This window comes from Bradyrhizobium cosmicum, from assembly GCF_032290525.1.
Classification (GTDB): domain Bacteria; phylum Pseudomonadota; class Alphaproteobacteria; order Rhizobiales; family Xanthobacteraceae; genus Bradyrhizobium; species Bradyrhizobium cosmicum_A.
In genome coordinates this window covers 1-20,083 of sequence record NZ_JASXTA010000030.1, presented here as the reverse complement: position 1 = coordinate 20,083, position 20,083 = coordinate 1, and the positions used below count along the sequence as shown (strand labels likewise).

Sequence of the window (20,083 nt, the reverse complement as noted above, 5' to 3'; positions counted from 1 at the left end):
GGGATGCCTCTTGGCTCCTTCAATATCTCTAGTAGCCGCTGTTGTTCGCAGTGCCGACGGCGCCAAAACGGCTGGCGGAGAACGCGCCAACTAGCTCCGGCTCGAGCGCACCTTGCGCGACCATGCGCGCGATCTCGAAGGCGTGGTTGGAGGCGAGCGTCACGCCGGAATGGCAGCAGGCGACGAAGGCGCCGGGATGCGTCTCCGACTGGTCGTAGATCGGAAAGCCGTCCTGCGGCATGACGCGGATACCGGCCCAGCTCCTGACCACGTTGAGCCGCGACAGATGCGGGAACATCCGCTGCGCGCGATCGGTCATTACCGCGCTGATCGAATGCTTCAGCGTGCGATCGTCGAGCTCGTCCTCTTTGCTGTCGCCGATCATCACCGTGCCCTCGTCGGTCTGGCGGATCGTGGTGAGGGGATGCGGCAGGAACGGCATGGTGCGCTCGGTCACCACGATCTGGCCGCGGGTCGGGCCCATCGGCGCGGTGAGGCCGACCATCGGCGCGAGCGTCTGGTTGGCATTGCCGGCCGCGAGCACGATCTTGGCGGCGCGGAGTTCGCCCTTCGGCGTGGTCAGGTGGAATTCGCCGCCGCTCTTGCCGATCGCCGAGACCGGACGCTCCGGAAAATAGTCGATACCAAACGCCCTGAAGCCGGTGTGGAAGGCGCGAAAAGTGCGCAGCGAATTGACGTGGCCGTCGAGCGGACAATAGCTGCCGCCGGAAACTTCAGGTCCAATCAGCGGCAGCGACTTCTTCACCTCGGATGCGGACAGCATCTCCATCTTGTAGTCGGCCGCGCCGGCCTGGTTGTGCATGCGCTTGACCAGGTCGGTGCGCTGGCCGAATTCGTCCTCGCCGAGCGTCAGATGGAAGCCGCCATTCTGCTGAAGAGAGACATCGAGGCCGGTCTGTTGCTTCAGCTCCGAAGCGAGCCGGCCCCACGCTTGTGACGCCTGCACGGTCCAGACCGTATAGGCGGGCATGCCGAGGCCCTTGCTCTGGACCCAGACCAGCGCGAAATTGGCACGCGAGGCGCGCTTGGTGATGTCGCCTTCATCGAGTACGGCCACGCTCTTGCCGAGCCGACCGAGGCCCCACGCAATCGAGGAGCCGAGCAATCCGCCGCCAACGACGGCGACGTCGTAGTCCGTTCGCATAGATTCTCCTATCGTCCCGGATCGCTCTTGCCGGCGAGCACGCGGTCGAGCCCGTAGAAGCGGTCGAGCAGAATGAGGGCGGTCATGGTGATCGCGATCACGCAGGCCGAGACCGACGTCACCAGCGGATCGATGTTGTCCTGGATGTAGAGGAACATGCGCACCGGCAACGTCTCGGTGCCCGGTGCCGCAAGGAAGACGGTCATGGTGAGATCGTCGAACGACTGGATGAAGGCGAGCGCCCAGCCGCTGATGACACCCGGAAGGATCAGCGGCAAGGTCACGCGGCGGAACAGCGTCCAGCCCCCGGCACCGAGCGAGACCGCCGCCATCTCGACCGAAAGATCCATGCCGGTCGCGGCCGCGAGTGTCAGCCGCAGCGCGAACGGAAACACGATGATGACATGCGCGATGATCAGCGCGGCGAAGCTTCCGCCCATCCCCGCCGAGGTGAAGAAGCGCAGGAAGGCGATGCCGAGCACGACATGCGGGATCATCAACGGCGACAGGAACAACGCCGCCAATGCATCACGGCCGCGGAAGCGATAGCGCGCGATCGCGAGCGCCGCGGGCACCGCGAACAGCAGGGCCACGAGGGAAGAGAGTGCACCGAGCCCGAGGCTGACCCAGAAGGCGTGGACGAATTCGGGATAATTCGCGATCGCCCTGAACCAGCGCAGCGAAAAACCGTTGGTCGGCAGCGACAAAAAGCCCTCGGGCGTGAAGGCGACGAGGCAGACCACCAGGATCGGCGCCACCATGACGATGACGAAGATGGTGTGGAAGATCAGCGCGAGCGGGCCGTTCCGTCTCATCGGAACACCTCGGCATAGCGGCGCTCGATCAGCGCATTGCTGCCGACGACGATCAGCACCAGCGCAACCAGCAGCAGCGTTGCGACCGCCGCGCCCAGCGGCCAGTCCAGCGTGTTGAGAAACTCGTCATAGGCGAGCGTCGCCGCGACCTTGAGCCGGCGGCCGCCGATGATCGCGGGTGTCGCAAAGGCACTGGCCGAGAGCGAAAACACGATGATCGCGCCCGACAGCACGCCCGGCATGATCTGCGGCATGATGATGCGGCGGATGGTGGTGATCGGGCCCGCGCCGAGCGACATCGCGGCATTCTCGATCTGCGGATCGAGCCGCTGCAGCGCCGCCCACACCGACAACACCATGAACGGCATCATCACATGCGCGAGCGCGATCACCATCCCTGTTTCCGTGAACATGAACGGAATGGGAGAGCGCATCGCACCGGCGGACATCAACAGCTTATTGACGAGGCCGTTGTTGCCGCCGAACAGCAGCGCCCAGCCCAGCGTCCGCGCCACCACGGAAATCAGCAGCGGTCCTAGAATCACAAGCAGGAAAAAGCTCTTCCAGCGGCCGTCCATGCGGTTGAGGATGTAGGCCTCGGGCGCCCCGAGCACGGCGGTGAGCAGCGTGGTCAGGATTGCGATCCGAAACGTCCGCCAGAACATCTCGGCGTAGTAAGGATCGGTCGCGATCTCGCGCCAGTTCTTCAGGATGAAGACCGGCTCGATGCCCTTGTACTGGCCCCAGTCGTGGAACGACAGCATCACGGTCATCGCCAGCGGAATCAACAGCACGCCGACGAACAGCATCAGGGCGGGCGCGGTCAGCGCCCATGGCGCACGCACGTTGCGCTCTTCGGCGGCCGCGCTCATGCGACGCCTCTCACGCTCATGTCCTCCGGCCGCCAAGCCAACCGAACAGCCTCACCCTCGGCCGGCTGTCTCTCGCCATCATTCTGGCGAATCACGATCGCCGGGCCGCATTCGCTGTCGCACTGGAACAGCCAGTGATTGCCCTGGAAGATGCGCGTGACGATCTTTGCGCTGAGGCCCGCGTCGCCAAAGCCGATGCGCTCAGGACGAATGCTGACCATCACGGGACCGCTGAGGCCAACTGGCGCCGGCGCACTCCAGGAGCCCGCCGTCACCCGCGCCGGCGTCGCAGCCCGATCGATCGTCCCCGCAAAATCGTTGGTCTTGCCGAGGAATTGCGAGACGAAGGCCGAGGCCGGCTTTTCATAGGTCTCCTGCGGCGTGCCGATCTGCTCGATCTTGCCCTGGCTCATCACCACGATACGGTCGGACAGCGACATCGCCTCGTTCTGGTCATGGGTGACGAGAATCGTGGTGGTGCCGATGGTGCGCTGGATCTGGCGCAGCTCGATCTGCATCTCCTCGCGCAGCTTGGCATCGAGGTTCGACAGCGGCTCGTCGAGCAGCAGCACGCTCGGCTTGATCACCAGCGCACGCGCCAGCGCCACGCGCTGCTGCTGGCCGCCGGACATGCGGCGCGGATGACGGTCCTCGTAACCGGCGAGTCCCACCATCGCGAGCGCGGCACGGACGCGCTCGGCTCTTTCAGTGCGCGGCACGTTGCGCATCTCGAGACCGAAGGCGACATTCTCGGCCGCGGTCATGTGCGGAAACAGCGCGTAGCTCTGGAACACGATCCCCAGCCCGCGCTTGGCCGGATGGATCGCGGTCAGGTCCTTGCCCTCCAGCCGGATCGCGCCGCGGGTGGGGTCGAGGAAACCCGCGATCATCTGCAGGGTCGTGGTCTTGCCGCAGCCGGACGGGCCGAGGAAGGAGATGAACTCCCCCTTCGCGACCGACAGACTGAAGTCGTCGACCACAGTCTGCGCGCCGAACTGCTTGGCGACCCCATCGAGCTCGAGATAGGCCATGACGCTGTCTCCGCCGCGAACGATCAGCGTTCGACTTCGCGATTCCAGCGCTTGGTCCACTCCTCGCGCTTCTCGTTGATGACGGTCCAGTCCGGATTGTAGAGTTTTGCCGCGCGCTCGCCGATCGGTGCCATCTTGCCGAGGTCCGGTGGGATCACCAGTGACTTCAGCACCGGGCCGTAGCCGTAATCCTTGAGCATCACGAGCTGGGTCTTGGGGTCGAGCAGCATCTTGACGAAGCTGGACGCAAGCGGCGACGCATTCGGCTTGGTGATCGGACAGGCGGTCGTGAGCAGCGTCGCCGCGCCTTCCTTCGGGTAGACGAAATCGACGGGGAAGCCGGTGTTGGCAAAGCTCTGCACGCGGCCGGTGCCCCACACCGCAATCACGGCTTGGCCGGACTGGAACAGCTCGGTCATCTTGCCCGGCGACGGCTCATAGGCCAGCACGTTGGGATTGATCTGCTCCTTGAAGATCTTGAAGCCCGAATCGACGTTGGTCTCGCCACCGCCGTTCATCTTCGACAGCATCACCAGCGCTTCGAGGCCATAGGTGTTGTTGATTGGCGGGATCACGAGCTGCTTGGCGTATTTCGTATCCTTCAGATCGTTCCACGAAGTCGGCGGCGCCCAGCCCTTCTCGGCGAACACCTTGGTGTTGTACATCAGGCCGGTGGCGACGATGCCGATCGCGACCGCGCGATCATCCTTGAAACGGGCGGTGTCGTAGAGATCGGCCGGCAGGCCGTCGAGCTTGCCGCAGAAGCCGAGCTGGATCGCCTGGTACATCGGACCGTCGTCGACGATGGCGACGTCGATCTGCTGGTTGCCCTTCTGCGCCTGAAGCTTGGCCAGGGTGTCGGTGGAGTTGCCGGCGACGTATTCGACCTTGACGCCGTTCTCCTTCTCGAAGGCCGGAATCACCTCGTCGCGGATGGTCTTCTCGAACGAGCCACCATAGCCGGCGACATAGAGCGTTTTCTGCTGGGCCGAGGCGGCCGACGGGGCGGCAATGAGCGCCGCGATGCTGGCCGCTGTCAGGAGGCGAAGAGTCTTCATATGGACCGATCTCCAATACCGGAATGAGGTGACGTGCCGACGAGTCTCGCGGGCTGAAGCGCGTTGCCGCATTTCCTTCCGCGCAAATCCTCTCCGATCAGGGCTCCGGCCCCTGCTCGGCGGGCTTTGGCGCGATCTGGAGGTTCGAACCCCTCCAATCTGCCGAAAAAGCGGGCTGTCTCCAGTCCTGATGAAAAAGATCGCAAACACTGACTTCCATCGTCCAATGAATAATGGCACCCTCTGCATGCCTAAATGTTATGAATGGAAATTTGGATGGCGCGGATCAATTCGCGGCAGGTGGAGGCCTTCCGCGCGACGATGCTCACGGGCAGCGTGACTGAGGCGGCAGCCCTGATGACCGTGACGCAGCCGGCGGTCAGCCGGTTGCTGCGCGACCTCCAGGCGCTCTTGAAGATGGAGCTGTTCGAGCGACGCGGCACCGGGCTGGTGCCGACCGCCGCAGCGATGGCGCTCTATACTGAAGTGGAACGCTCCTTCGTCGGCCTCGAACGCATCACCGCCGCAGCCGAGGAAATCCGCGGCCGCCGCACCGGCTCGCTCCGGATCGCAGCACTGCCGGCGCTGTCGAACGGCTATCTGCCGCGGCTTACCGGTCACTTCCTGAAGGAGCGGCCGAACCTCAACCTCGCCTTCTTCGGCGTGATCTCGCCGATCGTGGTCGATTGGGTGCTGAACAACCAGTGCGACGTCGGCTTTGCCGAGGTGCCGATCGCGCATTCCGGCCTGCCGAGCCAGAGACTGCCGGCGCCGGCCCGCGTCGCGGTGCTTCCGACAGGTCACCGCCTTGCGGAAAAGGAAGTCCTGGAGCCGCGCGATTTCGAGGGCGAGACCTTCATCTCGCTGTCGGCGGGATCGTCGAGCCGGCACCTCGTCGACCAGGTCTTCCACCGCCACGATGTGCGCCGCGTGCTGCGGATCGAGACCACGCTGTCGGAGATCATGTGCGGCATGGTGTCGTCGGGACTTGGCGTCGCAATCTGCGATCCCTTCACGGCGCAGGAATTTTCCACCCGCGGCATCGTCGTACGCCGCTTCCTGCCGCGCATCGATTTCGAATTCTCCGCGGTCTTCCCGGCGCAACGCAGCCCCTCGCCGGTGGCGCTGGATCTGGTCGAGACCATGCGCAAGGCGCTCGCCGAGTTCGACGAGCCTGCTCTTAGCCGTTGAACGCGGCCTGCGCCTCCGGAAGGTCCCAGATCTTGCCGATCGCGGCGGTGCCGGCGGCCGTGATCGCCGCTTCGTCGGCGCCGAGATAGCGGCCGGCATCGACCAGCATGCGACCGTCGACCATGACCTGATCGATATTGGCGCGGTTGGCGATCGCGATCAGCGCGCGGCGCGGATCGAACAGCGGCTGGAGATGCGGATGGGTGAGATCGACCACGGTAAGGTCCGCAGTGGCGCCCGGCTCGATCCGGCCGAGATCGGGCCGCTTGATGACATCGGCGGCGATTGCCGTGTTCGCCTCGATCAGCTCCGGCGAATTGGCGACATCGGCGCGCTGCGACGTGATCTTGGAGATCAGCGAGGCGGCGTTGAGCTCGCCGAGCAGGTCCATGTTGTAGCCGTCGGTGCCGACCACGGTGCGGACGCCGTGCTCGGAAAAACGGCTGAACGCTGCGGTGACGCCGGCGCGTGCGAACACGCGCGGGCAATTGAGAACGGTCATGCCGCGGGCGGCCATCAATTTGAGATCACCGTCGCTGCTGAACATGCAATGCGCTGCCATCAGGTCCGGCGCCAGCAGGCCAAGCCAGTCCAGATACTCCGCCGGCGTGCGGCCGCCATAGCGCTTGCCGATGGTCTCGACCTCGGCCCGGCTCTGCGCCATGTGCGTGGTGATGGGCACGCCGAGTTCTCGCGCCCGCGCGGCACAGGCCTTGAGCAGATCGGGGCCGCAGGTGTCTGTGGCATGCGGGCTCATGGCGAGGCCGATGCGCCCGTCGCCGCGGTTGTTCCAGCGTTGATAGAGTGCATCCCACGTCGCCATGTCGGCAGTGCCGTCATCGCCGGAATATTGCACAACGCCGTCGGGACCGGCCTTGGCGTCGGACGTCGAGAACAGATAGGGCGCACCGTAGAAGCGGATTCCCATCTCCTCGGCGGCATCGAACATTTCGGGGATCGAATTGCGGAACGGCTCCATCACCGTGGTGGCGCCGCCCTTGAGGAGCTGAAGGATGCCGAGGCGCGCGACTGCGAGGCGTTCCTCCGCTGACAACAGCTCCGCGCCGCGCTTGGTGAGCGGCAGCAGCACCGTATAGACGATGCTCTGGTTGTTCTTGCGGCCGTTCCCGTCCTCGGTATGACTGCGCGCCACCGCTTCGGAGAAGCAATGATTGTGCAGGTTGAGCAGGCCCGGCAGCACGAAGCGGCCGGGGCGGTCGTAGACCTGATCCGCGCTCGGTCTGTCGCGCGTGATCGCTGCGATCTTCTTGCCTTCAACCAGGACCCAATGGTCGCGCAAGACATTCTGCGCGCCGTCTTTCCGTGACAGCACGTAGCTGCCGAAGATTGCTGTGGTGCTCATGCGGGACGTACGTTCCAGAACACGGCGGTGCCGTCGAGAATGCCGGTGATGGCCTTGCGATAGGCGGTCGGCTGCTTGTACAGGCCGATCGGAATATAGGGAATTTCCTCGAACGCCACCGCCTGGATCTGGCGGCAGATGCGCTGCTGCTCGGCGAGTTCGAAGGCCGCCAGCCACTGGCTGCGCAACGCCCCCATCTTCTCGCTCGTATACCAGCCTGCGACCTTGCCCTCGCCGCGGATGTTGGTGTTGCCGGCCGGGTTGAGCCAGTCGATGCCCTGCCAGTTGCCGACTGCGGCGCTCCAGCCGCCCTGCCCGATCGGGTCTTTCTTGAGCTGGCGCTGCAGCACCACGGCGAAATCGAGCCCGGCATATTCGACATTCATGCCGGCCTTTCGCAGTGAGTCGACTGCGATCTCGCCGAGCGGCTTCTGCGCCAGCGAGTTGGTGGGGATGAGCAGCACGATCTTCTCGCCATTGTAGCCGGCAGCCTTGAGATCGGCTTTCACCTTGGCGTAATCGCGCGGGCTGCGGAACACGTCGAGGCCGACGTCGCTCGCCATCGGTGTCCCCGGCGCAAAATAGCCGATCGGGGAGACCTGGAAGGCCGGATCGGTACCAGCGACCGCGGTCATGAACGCGGATTGATCGATCGCACCCAGCAAGGCGCGGCGGACGGCGGGATTGTCGAACGGCGGCTGCAGATGATTGAGGCGCAGCATGCAGGCGTAACCACGGGGATCGAGGATGCGCGTCTCGATGTCGCCGGCGGCCTTGATGATCGGCAACAGATCATGCGGCGTGGTCTCCTGCCAGTCCTGCTCGCCGGTCTGGAGCGCGGCGACGCCGGTGCCGGCATCGGGCGTGGTGGTCCAGACCACGCGGTCGTAATGCACGATCTTCGGCCCCGCGGTCCAATCCGGCTTGCCGTCGGTGCGCGGTTGATAACGTTCGAACCTAGCATAGGCGTTGCGGGCACCCTGCACGCGCTCGTCGGCGAGATAGCGGAACGGGCCGCTGCCGACGACCTCGGTCAGCGGCTTGAACGGATCCTGGTTCGCCAGCCGCTCGGGCATCATGAAGCAGGGATTGATCGCGGCCTTGCCGAGCGCCTGCGGCAGCAGCGGGAACGGACGCTTGAGGCGGAAGCGGATGGTCCGATCATCGGCTGCCGACAGTTCGGCGGTCGCCTCCAGCAGCTCGCCGCCAAAGCCGTCGCGCGCCGCCCAGCGGCGGATACTGGCGACACAGTCGCGCGCCAGCACACGCTCGCCGTCGTGCCAGAACAGCCCGTCGCGCAAGCTGAGGTCCCATTGCATCTGGTCGCCGGAGACGGCCTGGCCCGACAGCATTTGCGGCGAGACCTGGAGCGAGGCGCTCATGCCGTAGAGCGTGTCGTAGACCATGAAGCCATGGTTTCGCGACACCTGCGCGGTCGAGTAGATCGGATCGACGAAGGCGAGATCGATCACGGGAATGAAGCGCAACGTCCTCTGCGTTTCGGCGCGGACGATGCCCGGCAGCGAAAGCGCCGGCATGGCAGCGGCGGCCTTGAGGAGCGAGCGGCGAGAGACGGGCATTACAAAGGGCTCCTGAAGTATCTTACGTATTCAACAAGACGGCGCCGATCGCGGCCGCGACCGCCTGCTGCGTCGGCTCGACCACGGGCACACCGATCGCTTCCGCGATCGCCGCGCGATGTGACGCCATGCCGGCGCAGCCCATCACCACGACGTCGGCGCGGCATTGCGTGACCAGCGCGCGGCCCGCCTCGATCAGGCGTCCGCGGATGTCGGTGCCTGCCGTCTCGGCGGCACTCGCGCCGACCGACCAGCTTCCGGCATAGCGGCTGTCGACACCCATCACCCGCACCATCCGCTGCTGGCGGCGGATGCTCGACGGCGACAATGCGATCACCCCGAAACGTTCGCCCAGCATCAGCGCGCGAAAAATGCCGCATTCGGCGATGCCCAGCACCGGCCGGCGGCCGGCCACCTCGCGCACCGCATGCAGGCCGGGATCGCTGAAGCAGGCGAGCACGAAGGCATCCGCATCGTCGCGCGTGACGCGATTGACCAGCGGCATGACGACGCTGTCGGCGTCGCGCTGCGAGCTGATGCCCGGCGGTCCTTCGGCAAGACCGACCACCGCGATATCAGGTCCGCCCGCGATCCGTAGCGGCGCGACGGCCTGATCGATCGCCGCCGTCACCGATACGGAAGAATTGGGGTTGATGACGAGAATGCGGCGATGGGTCATGGTGCAGCCTAGCGGTTACCGGCCTCGTGGCGCAGGAAATTTTCCGCGATCTTCTCGCCGGTGGTGATCCAGACGTCCGGGCAGGATTTTGCGTAAGTCAGGAACTCACGCAACAAGCGCAGCCGCATCGGGCGGCCGCTGCATTGCGGATGCAGCACGGTCGTCACCATCGCACCCCAATCGCGCGTTTCGTCGAGCTCGTCCTTCCAGATCGAGAGCACGTGCTCCTTGGGGAAGATCGAGCGCGGGCTGAAGCGGGCGGAGAGGCCGTGCATCCAGTCGTCATAGCTCGCAGTCACCGGCAGCTCGATCGTGCCGGGCTTGCCGTCGGCGAGACGATGGCGATAAGGCCGCACGTCGTCGCGGAACGATGAGGTGTAGACGATGCCGTGACGCACCAGCGCGACGCGCAGCTCCTCGGTGAACTCGCCGTAGGGCGCGCGATAACCGGTCGGCCTGACGCCGAGCCGGCGCTTCAGCGCCTCGAAGCCGCGCTCCAGCTCGTCCTCGATCCAGGGATCGCCGGGATCGGGCAACAGATGATGATAGCCGTGATGACCGATTTCGTGACCGGCCTTGAGGATCGATTCGGCCATCGCCGGATGCGCATCGACCGACCAGCCCGTGACGAAGAAGGTCGCCTTGAGATCGAGCTGGTCCAGCAGTTCCAGGAGCTTCGGCGTGCCGACGCGCGCCTCGTAGCCGCCATAGCTCATGGTGATGAGCCGCTGCGCGTGCACGGCATCCTTGCTGGTCCAGGCGCTCTCCGCGTCGACGTCGAACGACAGGAACATCGCCGAAGTGTACGGCTTCGGCCAGGGATAGTCCGGCGCGGGATCCGCGGTGTTGGCCGGGATGAGCGGGATGCTCTGGAGTGCCTTACTGTCCAGCATTGATGGTCGCCTTCTCTATTGCATTGTCGCTCAGTTTCCACTTCGCCAGCAGGGTACGATACGTGCCGTCTGCAATCAGCGCATCGACCGCCTCGAGCATCGCCTGCTGCAGCGCCTTTTCTTTGACCGGCAGCGCGATGCCGGTGAATTGCTGCGCGATCGGCTCGCCCACGGCGGCATAGGTGCCGGGCTCGAGGTCCATGATGTAGGGTAGCGTCTCGTTGCCCTGGGCGGCCGCATCGATGCGGCCCTGCCTGAGCTGGGTGCGGGCGTCCGCCGAGCCGTCGGTGCCGACGAACTGGATCGGATTGCTGCCGCAATTTTTCTCGCTCCAGGCCGCGATCTGCGCCGGGAACATGGTGCGGCGGCTGGCGCCGACCTTCTTGCCGCAGAGCGATGCCGCGTCCTTGAACTCGGTCTTGCGCGACTGCTGCACGAAGAACTGCGGCCCGCTGCGCAGATAATCGACGAACGACGCGATCTCGTGCCGGCTGGCATAGTCGGTGAAGCCGGACAGAATGGCGTCCACCCGCCCAGTCGAGATCGACGGCATGAACTCGGCGAAACTGGTCTCCTGCCACTCGAGCTTGATGCCGAGCTTGCGGCCGATGGCTTCGCCGAGATCGATGTCGAAGCCGGACAGTGCGTTGGTGGCGGGATCGCGGAACTCCATCGGCGGATAGTTCGGCACGATGCCAACCTTGATACTGCCGCGCTTGACGATTTCCGCCGGCAGCTCAATCGCCCAAGCTTGAACACTCATGGCGCCGAAAAGCGCCGCCGCAACCACAAGCCTCTTCATCATCACGCCCCCATTTCAGATTACAGCGGAAAGAAATGCCTTGGTGCGCTCCTCGCGCGGCGCGCCCAATACGTCCGAAGCGCATCCCTGCTCGACGATCAGGCCCTGATCCATGTAGACGACGCGGTCGGCTACCTCGCGGGCGAAGCCGAGTTCGTGCGTCACCACCATCATGGTCATGCCGCTCTTCGCCAGCTCCTTCATGACCGCGAGCACCTCGCCGACGAGCTCGGGATCGAGCGCGCTGGTCGGCTCGTCGAACAGCATCAGCATCGGCTTCATCGCGAGCGCCCGCGCGATCGCCACGCGCTGCTGCTGGCCGCCGGAAAGCTGCGCAGGATATGAACCGGCTTTGGCCGCGAGCCCGACGCGACGGAGCAGTTCGAGCGCCTCCGCACGCACCTCTTCCAGCTTGCGACCCTGCACCTGCAGCGGTCCCTCGGTGATGTTCTCCAGCGCGGTCTTGTGCGGGAACAGATTGAAGCGCTGGAACACCATGCCGGTCTTTAGCCGCTGCCGCCCGATCTCGCGCTCACTGAGGCGATGGAGCTTGCCGCTTTGCTCGCGCACGCCAAGCAGCTCACCATCGAGCCAGATGCCGCCGGCATCGATCGCGGCCAGCTGGTTGATGCAGCGAAGCAGCGTGGTCTTGCCCGAGCCGGACGCGCCGATCAGACACATCACCTCGCCGGGCCAGACGTCAAGCGAGACGCTCTTGAGAGCCTGGAACTCGCCAAAGTTCTTAGCTACGGAGCGGATCGCGACGAGGGGATTTGTCATCGCGCGAACTGCAATGTGCCGCGCGCAAAACGGCGTTCGAGCAGCATCTGGAGCGGGGTCAGGATCGAGACCACGAGCAGATACCAGAGCCCGGCGACGATCAGCAGCTCGATCACGCGGGAATTGGCGTAGTAGATGTTTTCGGCGTTGTGCAGCAGTTCCGGATACTGAATGACGCTGGCGAGCGAGGTCGCCTTCACCATGCCGATGAACTCGTTGCCGAGCGGCGGGATCACCACGCGCATCGCCTGCGGCAGAACGATCCGCCGCAGCGCGCGCAGCCGTCCCATGCCGATCGCCTGCGCCGCCTCATATTGTCCGATGTCGACCGAGAGCATGCCCGCCCGCATCACTTCCGACGTATAGGCGCCCTGGTTGATGCCGAGCCCGAGCAATGCTGCGAGGAACGGCGTCATGACGTCGACGGCCCGCGCGCTCCACAGGCCGGGAATGCCGATGGTCGGAAACACCAGCGCGAGGTTGAACCACAGCAGCAATTGCAGGATCAGCGGCGTGCCGCGGAACAGCCAAGTGTATCCGGCCGCGACCGACTTCAGCACCGGATTGGGCGACAGCCGCATGACCGCCACCACGATGCCGAGAAAGATGCCGAGCGCCATCGCCAGCATCGCCATCACCATGGTGTTGACGATACCTTCGAGGATGACCTTCACTGTCAGGAAGCGGCTGACATAGGACCATTCGATCTGACCGTTCGCAAACGCGCGCGCAATTGCCGCCAGCACGAGGACGATCAAGGCCGCGCTGATCCAGCGAAACCAGTGCGGCTCGCGCGCGACCCGCATCCCCGACAGGTCGGGAAAGCCTTCCGCGAGTGCCGGTGCCGGCTTCATTGCGGCGCCGCGTTCAGCATGGGCTGGGCGACCGCGTTCGCACCGAGGCCCCATTTGTCGAGAACGGCCTTGTACGAGCCGTCGGCGATCATCGCGGTGAGCTTCTCCGTCACCAGCTCGCGGAAGGCGGCGTCATCCTTGCGGAACATGATGCCTTGAAACCCTTTGGCAAAGGGCTCGCCGACGACGCGGTATTTGCCGGGCTCCTGCGTTTGCGCATAAGGCAGCGTCTCACTGCCCTGCACGGCGGCGTCGATGCGACCCTGCTTGAGCTGGTTGCGGACGTCGATCGAGTTCTCGCCAGGGACGTACTGGATGGCGGGCTTGCCGGCCGCCTCGCAATTCTGCTTGCTCCACTTCTCGATCTCGACCGGGAAGCTGGTGCTGCGGGTGGTGCCGACCTTCCTGCCGCAGAGATCGGTGGCGTCCTTGGCCCCGTTGTCCGCCATCACGAAGAACTGCGGGCCGGTCCCGAGGTAATCGACGAAATCGGCAGTCTCGCGCCGCGAGGCGCGGTCGGAGATACCGGAAAGGATGAAATCGGCGCGTTTGGTCTGGAGCGACGGGATCAGCTCGGCAAACGGCGTCTCGCTCCAGACGATCTTGAGGCCGCCGAGCCGCTTGGCGAGTTCGTTCGCCAGATCAATGTCGAGCCCGACCAGCTCGTTGGTAGCGGGATCGCGATATTCCATCGGCGCATAGGTGGAGTTGACCGTGAGCTTCAACGTGCCCGCCTGCTTGATCTCCGCCGGAAGCTCGGCCGCCTGGGCCGACATCACGGCAGCCAGAGCTGCGAAACCAAGGAAGTACGAGGGACGCATCATGTCAGCTCCTTTGTTAACGCCGTGCCATTCAGCTAGTCCGCGTCGAGAACGGCCGGCTCGATGACGCCGGCGCGTTCGGTGATCACCCTGTATTGCTCGGGCCGCCGGTGGGCGGCGAAATTGAACATCTTGTCCTTGCCCTGGCGGCAGAGATCGAGATCGATGTCGGCGACGATGACCTCGTCCGCGAGCGTCTGCGCCTGCGCAACGATGCGGCCGTTGGGATCGACGATACAGGAGCCGCCGATCAGCCCGGAGCCGTCCTCCTCGCCTGCCTTCGCGACCGAGATCGCCCAGGTCGCGTTCATGTAGGCATTGGCCTGGGTCACCAGCGTCGAGTGGAAGGTGCGCAAGGCGCCGTCTTCCGTGGCTCCGCCATTCGGATCGTAGGCAGCCGAATTGTAGCCGATGCAGACGAGCTCGACGCCCTGCAGGCCGAGTACGCGCCAGGATTCCGGCCAGCGGCGATCGTTGCAGATCATCATGCCCATGATCGCGTGGGCCCAGGCCGAGCCCGCGCGGAAGGCGGGGAAGCCGAGGTCGCCATAGTCGAAATAGCGCTTCTCGAGCTGCTGGTAGCGCGCACCCGGACGCGGCTCGACCGAGCCCGGTAGATGCACCTTGCGATAGCGGCCAAGAATCTCGCCGTCACGATCGACCAGGATGGCGCAATTGTAGCGGCGGCCGTCCGGCGTCAGTTCGGCATAGCCGACATAAAAGCCGACGCGCAGCGCGCGCGCACGGTCGAACAGTTTGGCCACCGCCGGGTTCGGCATGCCGCGCTCGAAGTACTGGTCGAGCGCATCGCCTTCGAGCAGCCAGCGCGGAAAGAAGGTGGTGAAGGCAAGCTCGGGAAATACCACGAGGCTGGCACCGCGGCCGGCCGCTTCCTCCAGCATGTCGAGCATACGCTTCAGCGTATGCTCGCGCGTATCGGCTTTTTGCGTCGGCCCCATCTGTGCGGCGGCGGCGCGAAGGACACGAACCAAGATTGCCTCCAATCTGTGCGCAGTGCTGCCTCAATGGGCGAATGAACCCTTTGATGCGACGTGCAAATCCGCTGCCATTACGCGGAAGCAGGGCTGCAAAATCAATTCGTTCTGCTATGATGTTTTGGCCCAGAGTATAATTGGCAGTGATATGAACCTGCGCCAGCTCGAGATCCTGCGTGCCGTCATCCGCCATCGCACCACGGTGGCGGCGGCGGACGAACTTGCGCTGTCGCAACCGGCAGTGAGCAACGCGCTGAAGACGATGGAGGCGCAGGCGGGTTTTGCGCTGTTCGAGCGCGTCAACAACCGGCTGTTTCCGACTTCGGAAGCGATGGCGCTGTACAAGGAGAGCGAAGCGATCTTCGCGCTGCACGCCAAGCTCGAGAGCCGCGTGCGCGACCTGCGTGAGAACCGCTCCGGGCATCTTGCGATCGTGGCAACGCCGCCGCTCGCCTACAGCATTATCCCTTCCGCGCTGTCCGGCTTCCTGCGCCGCCGCCCGGAGACGCGGGTGTTCTTCGACGTGCGACGCTACGAGGGCATCATCGAGGGCGTGCTCAGCCGCGTCGCCGAACTCGGCTTCGCACTCGGCCTGACGCATCATCCCGGCATCGCGCATGAGGTGGTGCACAGCGGCGAAATGGTGTGCGTGCTGCCGCCGCAGCATCCGCTTGCCGACAGACCGGTGATCTCGGCAGCTGATCTCTCCGGCCTGCCCTTCATCGGGCTGGAGCGTGGCACGCGGCTCGGCGAGGCCGTGCGCGACAGTTTTGCCCGTGCCGGCGCGCCATTCCAGCCGACCGTCGAGGTGCGCTATTGCAACACGGCCTGCGTGCTCGCAGCGGCCGGCGTCGGCGTTGCGGTGGTTGATCCCTTCTCGCCGCGCCAGAACGGCGGCCTCGGCCTCGTCGTCCGGCCATTCACGCCGACCACGCACGCCATCGCCTATATGCTGTGGTCGGAAGCCGAGCCGCTGTCGCGCCTGGCAAAGGCGTTTCTCAACGAGATCCGCAAGGAAAGCGCGCTGCTGGAGCGCACAGCGCCACACCAGCAACATGGGGCAGAAAGCGACTGAGCTTTGCAACCTTTGACCTGGGGGCACATGGCACGCATCACCATCATCGAGACCGGTCAGGTCCCGCGAAAGTACCGCGAGCGGCACGGCTCGTTCCCGGACATGTTCGAACGCATGGTCCGCGCCGAGGATCCGGCGGCCACATTCGACGTGGTCAGCATCCCGAATGGCGACGCGCTGCCCGATCCGGGCAAGCTCGAGGCCGTGCTGATCACCGGCGCTGCCGCCGGCGTCTATGACGGGCTCGACTGGATCGCGCCGCTGGAAGAGTTCGTGCGCGCCGCTTACGCCAACAAGACGCCGATGGTTGGCGTCTGCTTCGGCCATCAGCTGATCGCGCAGGCGCTCGGCGGCACCGTGCGCAAGTCGGAGAAGGGTTGGGGCATCGGCCGGCACGTCTATCGGGTGCTGCCGGAGAACGGCGTCGTCGACGGCGAAGCGATCGCGATCGCCGCCTCGCATCAGGACCAGGTGATCGAGCCGCCGAGCGATGCGCTGACGATCCTCTCGTCGGAGTTCACGCCGCATGCCGGCCTGCTCTACGCCAATGGCGTCACGCTGACCGTGCAGCCGCATCCGGAGTTTGACCTCGGATTCGCGGAAGTTTGCTGCGAGCTGCGCGACGGCAAGGCGCCGGATGACGTCGTGGCTGCAGCGAGAGCGTCGCTGGCGGAGCCGATGGACAACGCGAAGCTCGGTGGGGCGATTACGAGATTTCTCGCAAAGCGCAGGGTGCTCTAGTCGCGCAGTGCCTTTTCTTCTACCCTGAAGGGACAAGGGCAAGAATGCCCTCTGGATCTTCAGGCTAGGCTGATAGAGAATGAGCCCAATTCGTCGCGCAATAAGCCTGATGTTTGCACTGATCCTTATTGTCGTAGGGCTGGGCGCTCTAGTCTATCTCTTGTTCTTTGCACTTCGGTGGAAGGGGTGGATGCTAATGGCGGCCGGCTTTGTGGCGGCGCTAGGTGGTCTGTGGTTTTGGGAGGACTTCCCAAAACTAAAAGGCAAGAGCGATTAAGTAATTGGGTAATCAGAACGGGTCCGTCCCCAGCCCCGCCACATCGGCCGGCCGCGGCCCCGGCGCCGCCCAATGAAACCGGCGGTCCGCCTCCGCGATCGCAATGTCGTTGATCGAGGCCTCGCGGCGCCGCATCAGGCCGTGCTCGTCGAACTCCCACTGCTCGTTGCCGTAGGACCGATACCACTGGCCGGTGGCATCGTGCCACTCGTATTGGAAGCGCACGGCGATGCGGTTTTCGTCGAAGGCCCAGAGGTCCTTGATCAGCCGATACTCCTGCTCCTTCTCCCATTTGCGGGTGAGGAACGCGACGATCGCCTCGCGACCCTGAAAAACCTCGGAGCGATTACGCCAGCGGCTGTCCTCGGTATAGGCGAGCGAGACGCGCACCGGATCGCGTGAATTCCAGGCGTCCTCGGCCATGCGCGCTTTCTGCGTGGCGGTCTCTCGGGTGAAGGGCGGAAGCGGCGGGCGCGACATGATGGCCTCATCGGTTGGTCGAGGCCGCAATCTATCGCCGCATGCGGCGGAGTCGATAGGCGATCAGCTATCGGGCGATCACGAAATCAGATCGGCCCTCATCAGCGTCCGGATTGATTTCGGGATTGGTTGCGCGCGGCCGCCGCTGATGAAGGCGACGCGCACCTCGGCCTTCACCAGTACCTCCTCAGCTCGCCGCACCTCCTGCGCCAGCATGATCGAGGCGCCCTTCACCGCAACCGGCCATGTCACGACATCGAGCACGTCGTCCATGCGCGCGGGCTTGAGGAAATCCAGACGCATCGAGCGCACGACGAAAGCAAAGCCCGCGCCCTCGGTTTCGACCTGGTCGAACAGCGCCTGCTGCTCGGCCCCCATCAGCCGCAGATGATTGGTGCGCCCGCGTTCCATGTAACGCAGATAGTTGGCGTGATAGACGATGCCGGAAAACTCTGGCTTGCCGAAATCGCAACACAGCGCCTTGATTTCATTGGGGCGTTGGAGGGCTATAGCGTAAACAAGCGTAGATTTCTACGTCCCTTCCAGCGCGAACCGTAGCACCTTCGGGATTCGTCAATGGCGCCGAAGTCGTGCTCGCCGTGCGGATCGTTATCCCGCGTAAAGCTGTCGCGCCTGCGCACCGCTTCGAGCAACTCGGCCAAACGATCCGGTTCGAGGCAGGTCACGCCCCGGGGGTTGCGCCGGAAATTTTCGTTAAGGCTGCGGATTTTGTCGGTTTGGGTGTCGTTGAGCATTTGAGTTTCTCCCGTTGGCCATCGGCTGCACCATCGCGGCCGGTCGGGAGAATTCGAGGCCGGCAGGACCGAACGGGCAGGCAAGGAGGCTCCGCCGGCAACCGTTACGGTCTCGGCCTTGCTTAGGTGGTCGCGCTTCGTTGTCAGCAACTGCGCTATCGTCCTGGCGGCGGGGACCTTCTGCAATTGTTGACGGCTGATAGTCTCGGCGCGTCGCCGTCGCGTGGCCCATTCCCCCACCACGCGCAGCGATCCCTTAAAGCCTTGCCCTCTCAAACGGCGCCAGAGTTCGGCATCGTTGCGACAGCCGCCTCACCACTGCGCGTCTAGAAACGGGTGCTTTGACGGGTGCGGAACATATCCGTACCGCCGCCGCGGCTAATTTGGCGAACCAGATTGCGACTATGTCCTGTGCGGCGGACGATCTCCTTGAGCGGCACACCGTCGCTGACAAGAGCCGCAATTGCGGCATAGCTTTCCTGGCGCCGCAGATAGCCCTGATAACGAAGCTTTTCCGCGCAGGTCAGCAGTTTAGGATCGATCGTCGTCGCCCCGATTGCGGTTCGGACTTTGCTCATGGAGCGGCGAACCGCATCAAGAAAGGCCGCGCTCGCGTTTTCCATCAGACGCCAGCGGTCGGCGACCTGGATGGCGTTCGGGAGCGCCCTAGCTGCTGCCTCGCCATATCCACCACCGCGATCTCGCGACACAATGTTGATGCCCGGGTGCTTCGACAGCACGCCTGAACGGTCGCCGTTTCCCGGTCGGGCAGCAAAGCAACGATCCGCCGACGCTCCAAATCGCACACGATGGTCCCGTACCGACGGTTTCTCCGGAACGCCCAGTCATCGATACCCACAACAAGCAATGGATCCGTCGGCATCGCCGTCCGCTGGCGGACCACCCGCAGCAAGGTATCGTTGTTGACAGGCAGCATGAGCCGCTTGGCAAAGCTTGCTGCCGGCCGGCCGCCGAGCGCCAACCCCAGGTGATGGACAATGTGTTCGAGCCGTGCCGTCCGACGCCGTCGAAGCGGAACGACGTCTTCTCCGAATCGCTCCGCGAAGATCCGCCGGCGGCAATGCGGCACCTCACATGTGAAGCGCCGCGTGAGCAATCGGAGGCGCACCTTTCTGCCGGCTGATGGCAAATCGGCAACGTGCCGGACGTAGCGGCTATGGATGCGGCCCGACGCTGTCGCGCACAAAGGGCACTGAGCCTCCGCAGCTTCCGACCTAACAGCCAGAATAAGTGAATCCACTGAGTCACTTACGCCATCAAGCACCAAACCACTCGGTACTAGCGATGAGATTTGAAAGCCCGTCCGCATGGCGCTGATTCTCCGTTTGAGAACCACAGTCGCCCGGCAAACTTCATCAGAAATGAGTCAGACCCCAATATTGCCCCCCTAAGCCGGGGGATCGGCGTCCAAAATTGGCTCTGACTCATATGTGGAACGTATATGGACCCCGCCCGATTGCAACGACTGGCTTGATCAGGATCGACGGCCACAACTGCTGACGTATATCCGGCTTCTTGATGCGGCTGGACAACGTCTCCGCCGCGAGCCTCGATGGTTTTCGCCCGCTTCCACCTCAACGGCCCCGAGACATCGGCGCAAGCCGTGCCGGTCCACACATCAGGTTCGGGAAGCGACGGGGTGACCGTTTCGCCATCTCCTGCCATTTGTTGCAATTGCCGGTGAGACCTCCTTTCCTTGATTGCCGCTTCGCTTCAGGCCGCCTTCACCGAAAGCGCCGGCTCATAAGCCGCGCCGCGTGTGAGCATAGCCCACACGATCCGCGCGTTCTTGTTGGCAAGAGCCACGGCCGCGACATTGGGATGGCGCCGTTGCC

General features: G+C 64.5%; 20 protein-coding genes and 2 pseudogenes. 3 read left to right on the top strand and 19 right to left on the bottom strand.

Annotation, left to right across the window (positions count from 1 at the left end; translation table 11 throughout):
• Positions 1 to 28: 28 nt before the first annotated feature.
• The 5 genes from QSV46_RS34855 to QSV46_RS34835 are packed head-to-tail and all read right to left on the bottom strand — an operon-like array spanning position 29 to position 4,941.
• Positions 29 to 1,165: an FAD-dependent oxidoreductase gene (locus QSV46_RS34855; protein ID WP_314962410.1), complete on the bottom strand. Its 1,137-nt coding sequence runs from the start codon at positions 1,163 to 1,165 to the stop codon at positions 29 to 31.
• 8 nt (positions 1,166 to 1,173) lie between these two features.
• Positions 1,174 to 1,980: an ABC transporter permease gene (locus QSV46_RS34850; RefSeq protein ID WP_314962407.1), complete on the bottom strand. Its 807-nt coding sequence runs from the start codon at positions 1,978 to 1,980 to the stop codon at positions 1,174 to 1,176.
• The gene (locus QSV46_RS34845; RefSeq protein WP_314962404.1) at positions 1,977 to 2,852 is read right to left on the bottom strand and encodes an ABC transporter permease; all 876 of its coding nucleotides are present in this window, start codon (positions 2,850 to 2,852) and stop codon (positions 1,977 to 1,979) included. The genes QSV46_RS34850 and QSV46_RS34845 overlap by 4 nt, the downstream gene beginning before the upstream one ends.
• Positions 2,849 to 3,883, bottom strand: coding sequence for an ABC transporter ATP-binding protein (locus tag QSV46_RS34840; protein WP_314962402.1), 1,035 nt, complete (start codon positions 3,881 to 3,883; stop codon positions 2,849 to 2,851). Before QSV46_RS34840 ends, QSV46_RS34845 begins: the two co-directional genes overlap by 4 nt.
• A 23-nt stretch (positions 3,884 to 3,906) precedes the next feature.
• Positions 3,907 to 4,941, bottom strand: coding sequence for an ABC transporter substrate-binding protein (locus QSV46_RS34835; protein ID WP_314962399.1), 1,035 nt, complete (start codon positions 4,939 to 4,941; stop codon positions 3,907 to 3,909).
• 276 nt (positions 4,942 to 5,217) lie between these two features.
• Here QSV46_RS34835 and QSV46_RS34830 point away from each other — a divergent pair, with 276 nt between their 5' ends.
• Positions 5,218 to 6,132, top strand: a complete 915-nt coding sequence (locus tag QSV46_RS34830; protein ID WP_314962396.1) for a LysR substrate-binding domain-containing protein — start codon at positions 5,218 to 5,220, stop codon at positions 6,130 to 6,132.
• Here the strand turns inward: QSV46_RS34830 and QSV46_RS34825 are convergent.
• The 9 genes from QSV46_RS34825 to QSV46_RS34785 are packed head-to-tail and all read right to left on the bottom strand — an operon-like array spanning position 6,122 to position 14,896.
• Positions 6,122 to 7,495, bottom strand: coding sequence for an amidohydrolase family protein (locus tag QSV46_RS34825; protein ID WP_314962394.1), 1,374 nt, complete (start codon positions 7,493 to 7,495; stop codon positions 6,122 to 6,124). The two genes, QSV46_RS34830 and QSV46_RS34825, sit on opposite strands and share 11 nt — an antisense overlap.
• The gene (locus tag QSV46_RS34820) at positions 7,492 to 9,075 is read right to left on the bottom strand and encodes an ABC transporter substrate-binding protein (protein WP_314962391.1); all 1,584 of its coding nucleotides are present in this window, start codon (positions 9,073 to 9,075) and stop codon (positions 7,492 to 7,494) included. The genes QSV46_RS34825 and QSV46_RS34820 overlap by 4 nt, the downstream gene beginning before the upstream one ends.
• Before the next feature lie 22 nt (positions 9,076 to 9,097).
• On the bottom strand, positions 9,098 to 9,754 hold the full coding sequence (locus QSV46_RS34815; protein WP_314962389.1) for an aspartate/glutamate racemase family protein: 657 nt from the start codon (positions 9,752 to 9,754) through the stop codon (positions 9,098 to 9,100).
• An 8-nt stretch (positions 9,755 to 9,762) separates the two neighbouring features.
• On the bottom strand, positions 9,763 to 10,647 hold the full coding sequence (locus QSV46_RS34810) for a polysaccharide deacetylase (protein ID WP_314962387.1): 885 nt from the start codon (positions 10,645 to 10,647) through the stop codon (positions 9,763 to 9,765).
• Positions 10,634 to 11,449: an ABC transporter substrate-binding protein gene (locus tag QSV46_RS34805; protein ID WP_314962544.1), complete on the bottom strand. Its 816-nt coding sequence runs from the start codon at positions 11,447 to 11,449 to the stop codon at positions 10,634 to 10,636. The genes QSV46_RS34810 and QSV46_RS34805 overlap by 14 nt, the downstream gene beginning before the upstream one ends.
• A gap of 15 nt (positions 11,450 to 11,464) precedes the next feature.
• On the bottom strand, positions 11,465 to 12,229 hold the full coding sequence (locus QSV46_RS34800; protein ID WP_314962385.1) for an amino acid ABC transporter ATP-binding protein: 765 nt from the start codon (positions 12,227 to 12,229) through the stop codon (positions 11,465 to 11,467).
• Positions 12,226 to 13,083, bottom strand: a complete 858-nt coding sequence (locus QSV46_RS34795) for an amino acid ABC transporter permease (protein WP_314962383.1) — start codon at positions 13,081 to 13,083, stop codon at positions 12,226 to 12,228. The genes QSV46_RS34800 and QSV46_RS34795 overlap by 4 nt, the downstream gene beginning before the upstream one ends.
• A complete protein-coding gene (locus QSV46_RS34790) occupies positions 13,080 to 13,907 on the bottom strand; it encodes an ABC transporter substrate-binding protein (RefSeq protein WP_314962382.1) in 828 nt (275 codons plus the stop codon). Before QSV46_RS34790 ends, QSV46_RS34795 begins: the two co-directional genes overlap by 4 nt.
• Positions 13,908 to 13,939: 32 nt before the next feature.
• Positions 13,940 to 14,896: an N-carbamoyl-D-amino-acid hydrolase gene (locus QSV46_RS34785; RefSeq protein WP_314962379.1), complete on the bottom strand. Its 957-nt coding sequence runs from the start codon at positions 14,894 to 14,896 to the stop codon at positions 13,940 to 13,942.
• 151 nt (positions 14,897 to 15,047) lie between these two features.
• On the opposite strand from QSV46_RS34785, the gene QSV46_RS34780 reads away from it, so the two are divergent.
• Together QSV46_RS34780 and QSV46_RS34775 are read left to right on the top strand one after the other, a co-directional pair.
• Positions 15,048 to 15,974 carry a LysR family transcriptional regulator gene (locus QSV46_RS34780; protein ID WP_314962377.1) on the top strand — a complete coding sequence of 309 codons (927 nt, stop codon included), beginning with the start codon at positions 15,048 to 15,050 and terminating at the stop codon, positions 15,972 to 15,974.
• 27 nt (positions 15,975 to 16,001) lie between these two features.
• Positions 16,002 to 16,715, top strand: a complete 714-nt coding sequence (locus QSV46_RS34775; protein ID WP_314962375.1) for a type 1 glutamine amidotransferase — start codon at positions 16,002 to 16,004, stop codon at positions 16,713 to 16,715.
• A 289-nt stretch (positions 16,716 to 17,004) separates the two neighbouring features.
• On the opposite strand, the gene QSV46_RS34770 is transcribed toward QSV46_RS34775, so the two are convergent.
• The 5 genes and pseudogenes from QSV46_RS34770 to QSV46_RS34750 form a co-directional block, all read right to left on the bottom strand.
• Entirely contained in the window at positions 17,005 to 17,472 is a 468-nt protein-coding gene (locus QSV46_RS34770) for a nuclear transport factor 2 family protein (protein WP_314962373.1), read from the bottom strand.
• A 78-nt stretch (positions 17,473 to 17,550) separates the two neighbouring features.
• The gene (locus QSV46_RS34765; protein WP_314962542.1) at positions 17,551 to 17,982 is read right to left on the bottom strand and encodes a YbgC/FadM family acyl-CoA thioesterase; all 432 of its coding nucleotides are present in this window, start codon (positions 17,980 to 17,982) and stop codon (positions 17,551 to 17,553) included.
• Positions 17,979 to 18,227 (bottom strand): DUF3768 domain-containing protein, encoded by a 249-nt coding sequence (locus QSV46_RS34760; protein ID WP_314962540.1) that lies wholly within the window; start codon positions 18,225 to 18,227, stop codon positions 17,979 to 17,981. The genes QSV46_RS34765 and QSV46_RS34760 overlap by 4 nt, the downstream gene beginning before the upstream one ends.
• A gap of 96 nt (positions 18,228 to 18,323) precedes the next feature.
• Positions 18,324 to 19,557, bottom strand: a pseudogene (locus QSV46_RS34755) (ISL3 family transposase); the annotation flags it as partial.
• A 404-nt stretch (positions 19,558 to 19,961) separates the two neighbouring features.
• Positions 19,962 to 20,083: pseudogene (locus QSV46_RS34750) on the bottom strand (IS110 family transposase); the annotation flags it as partial.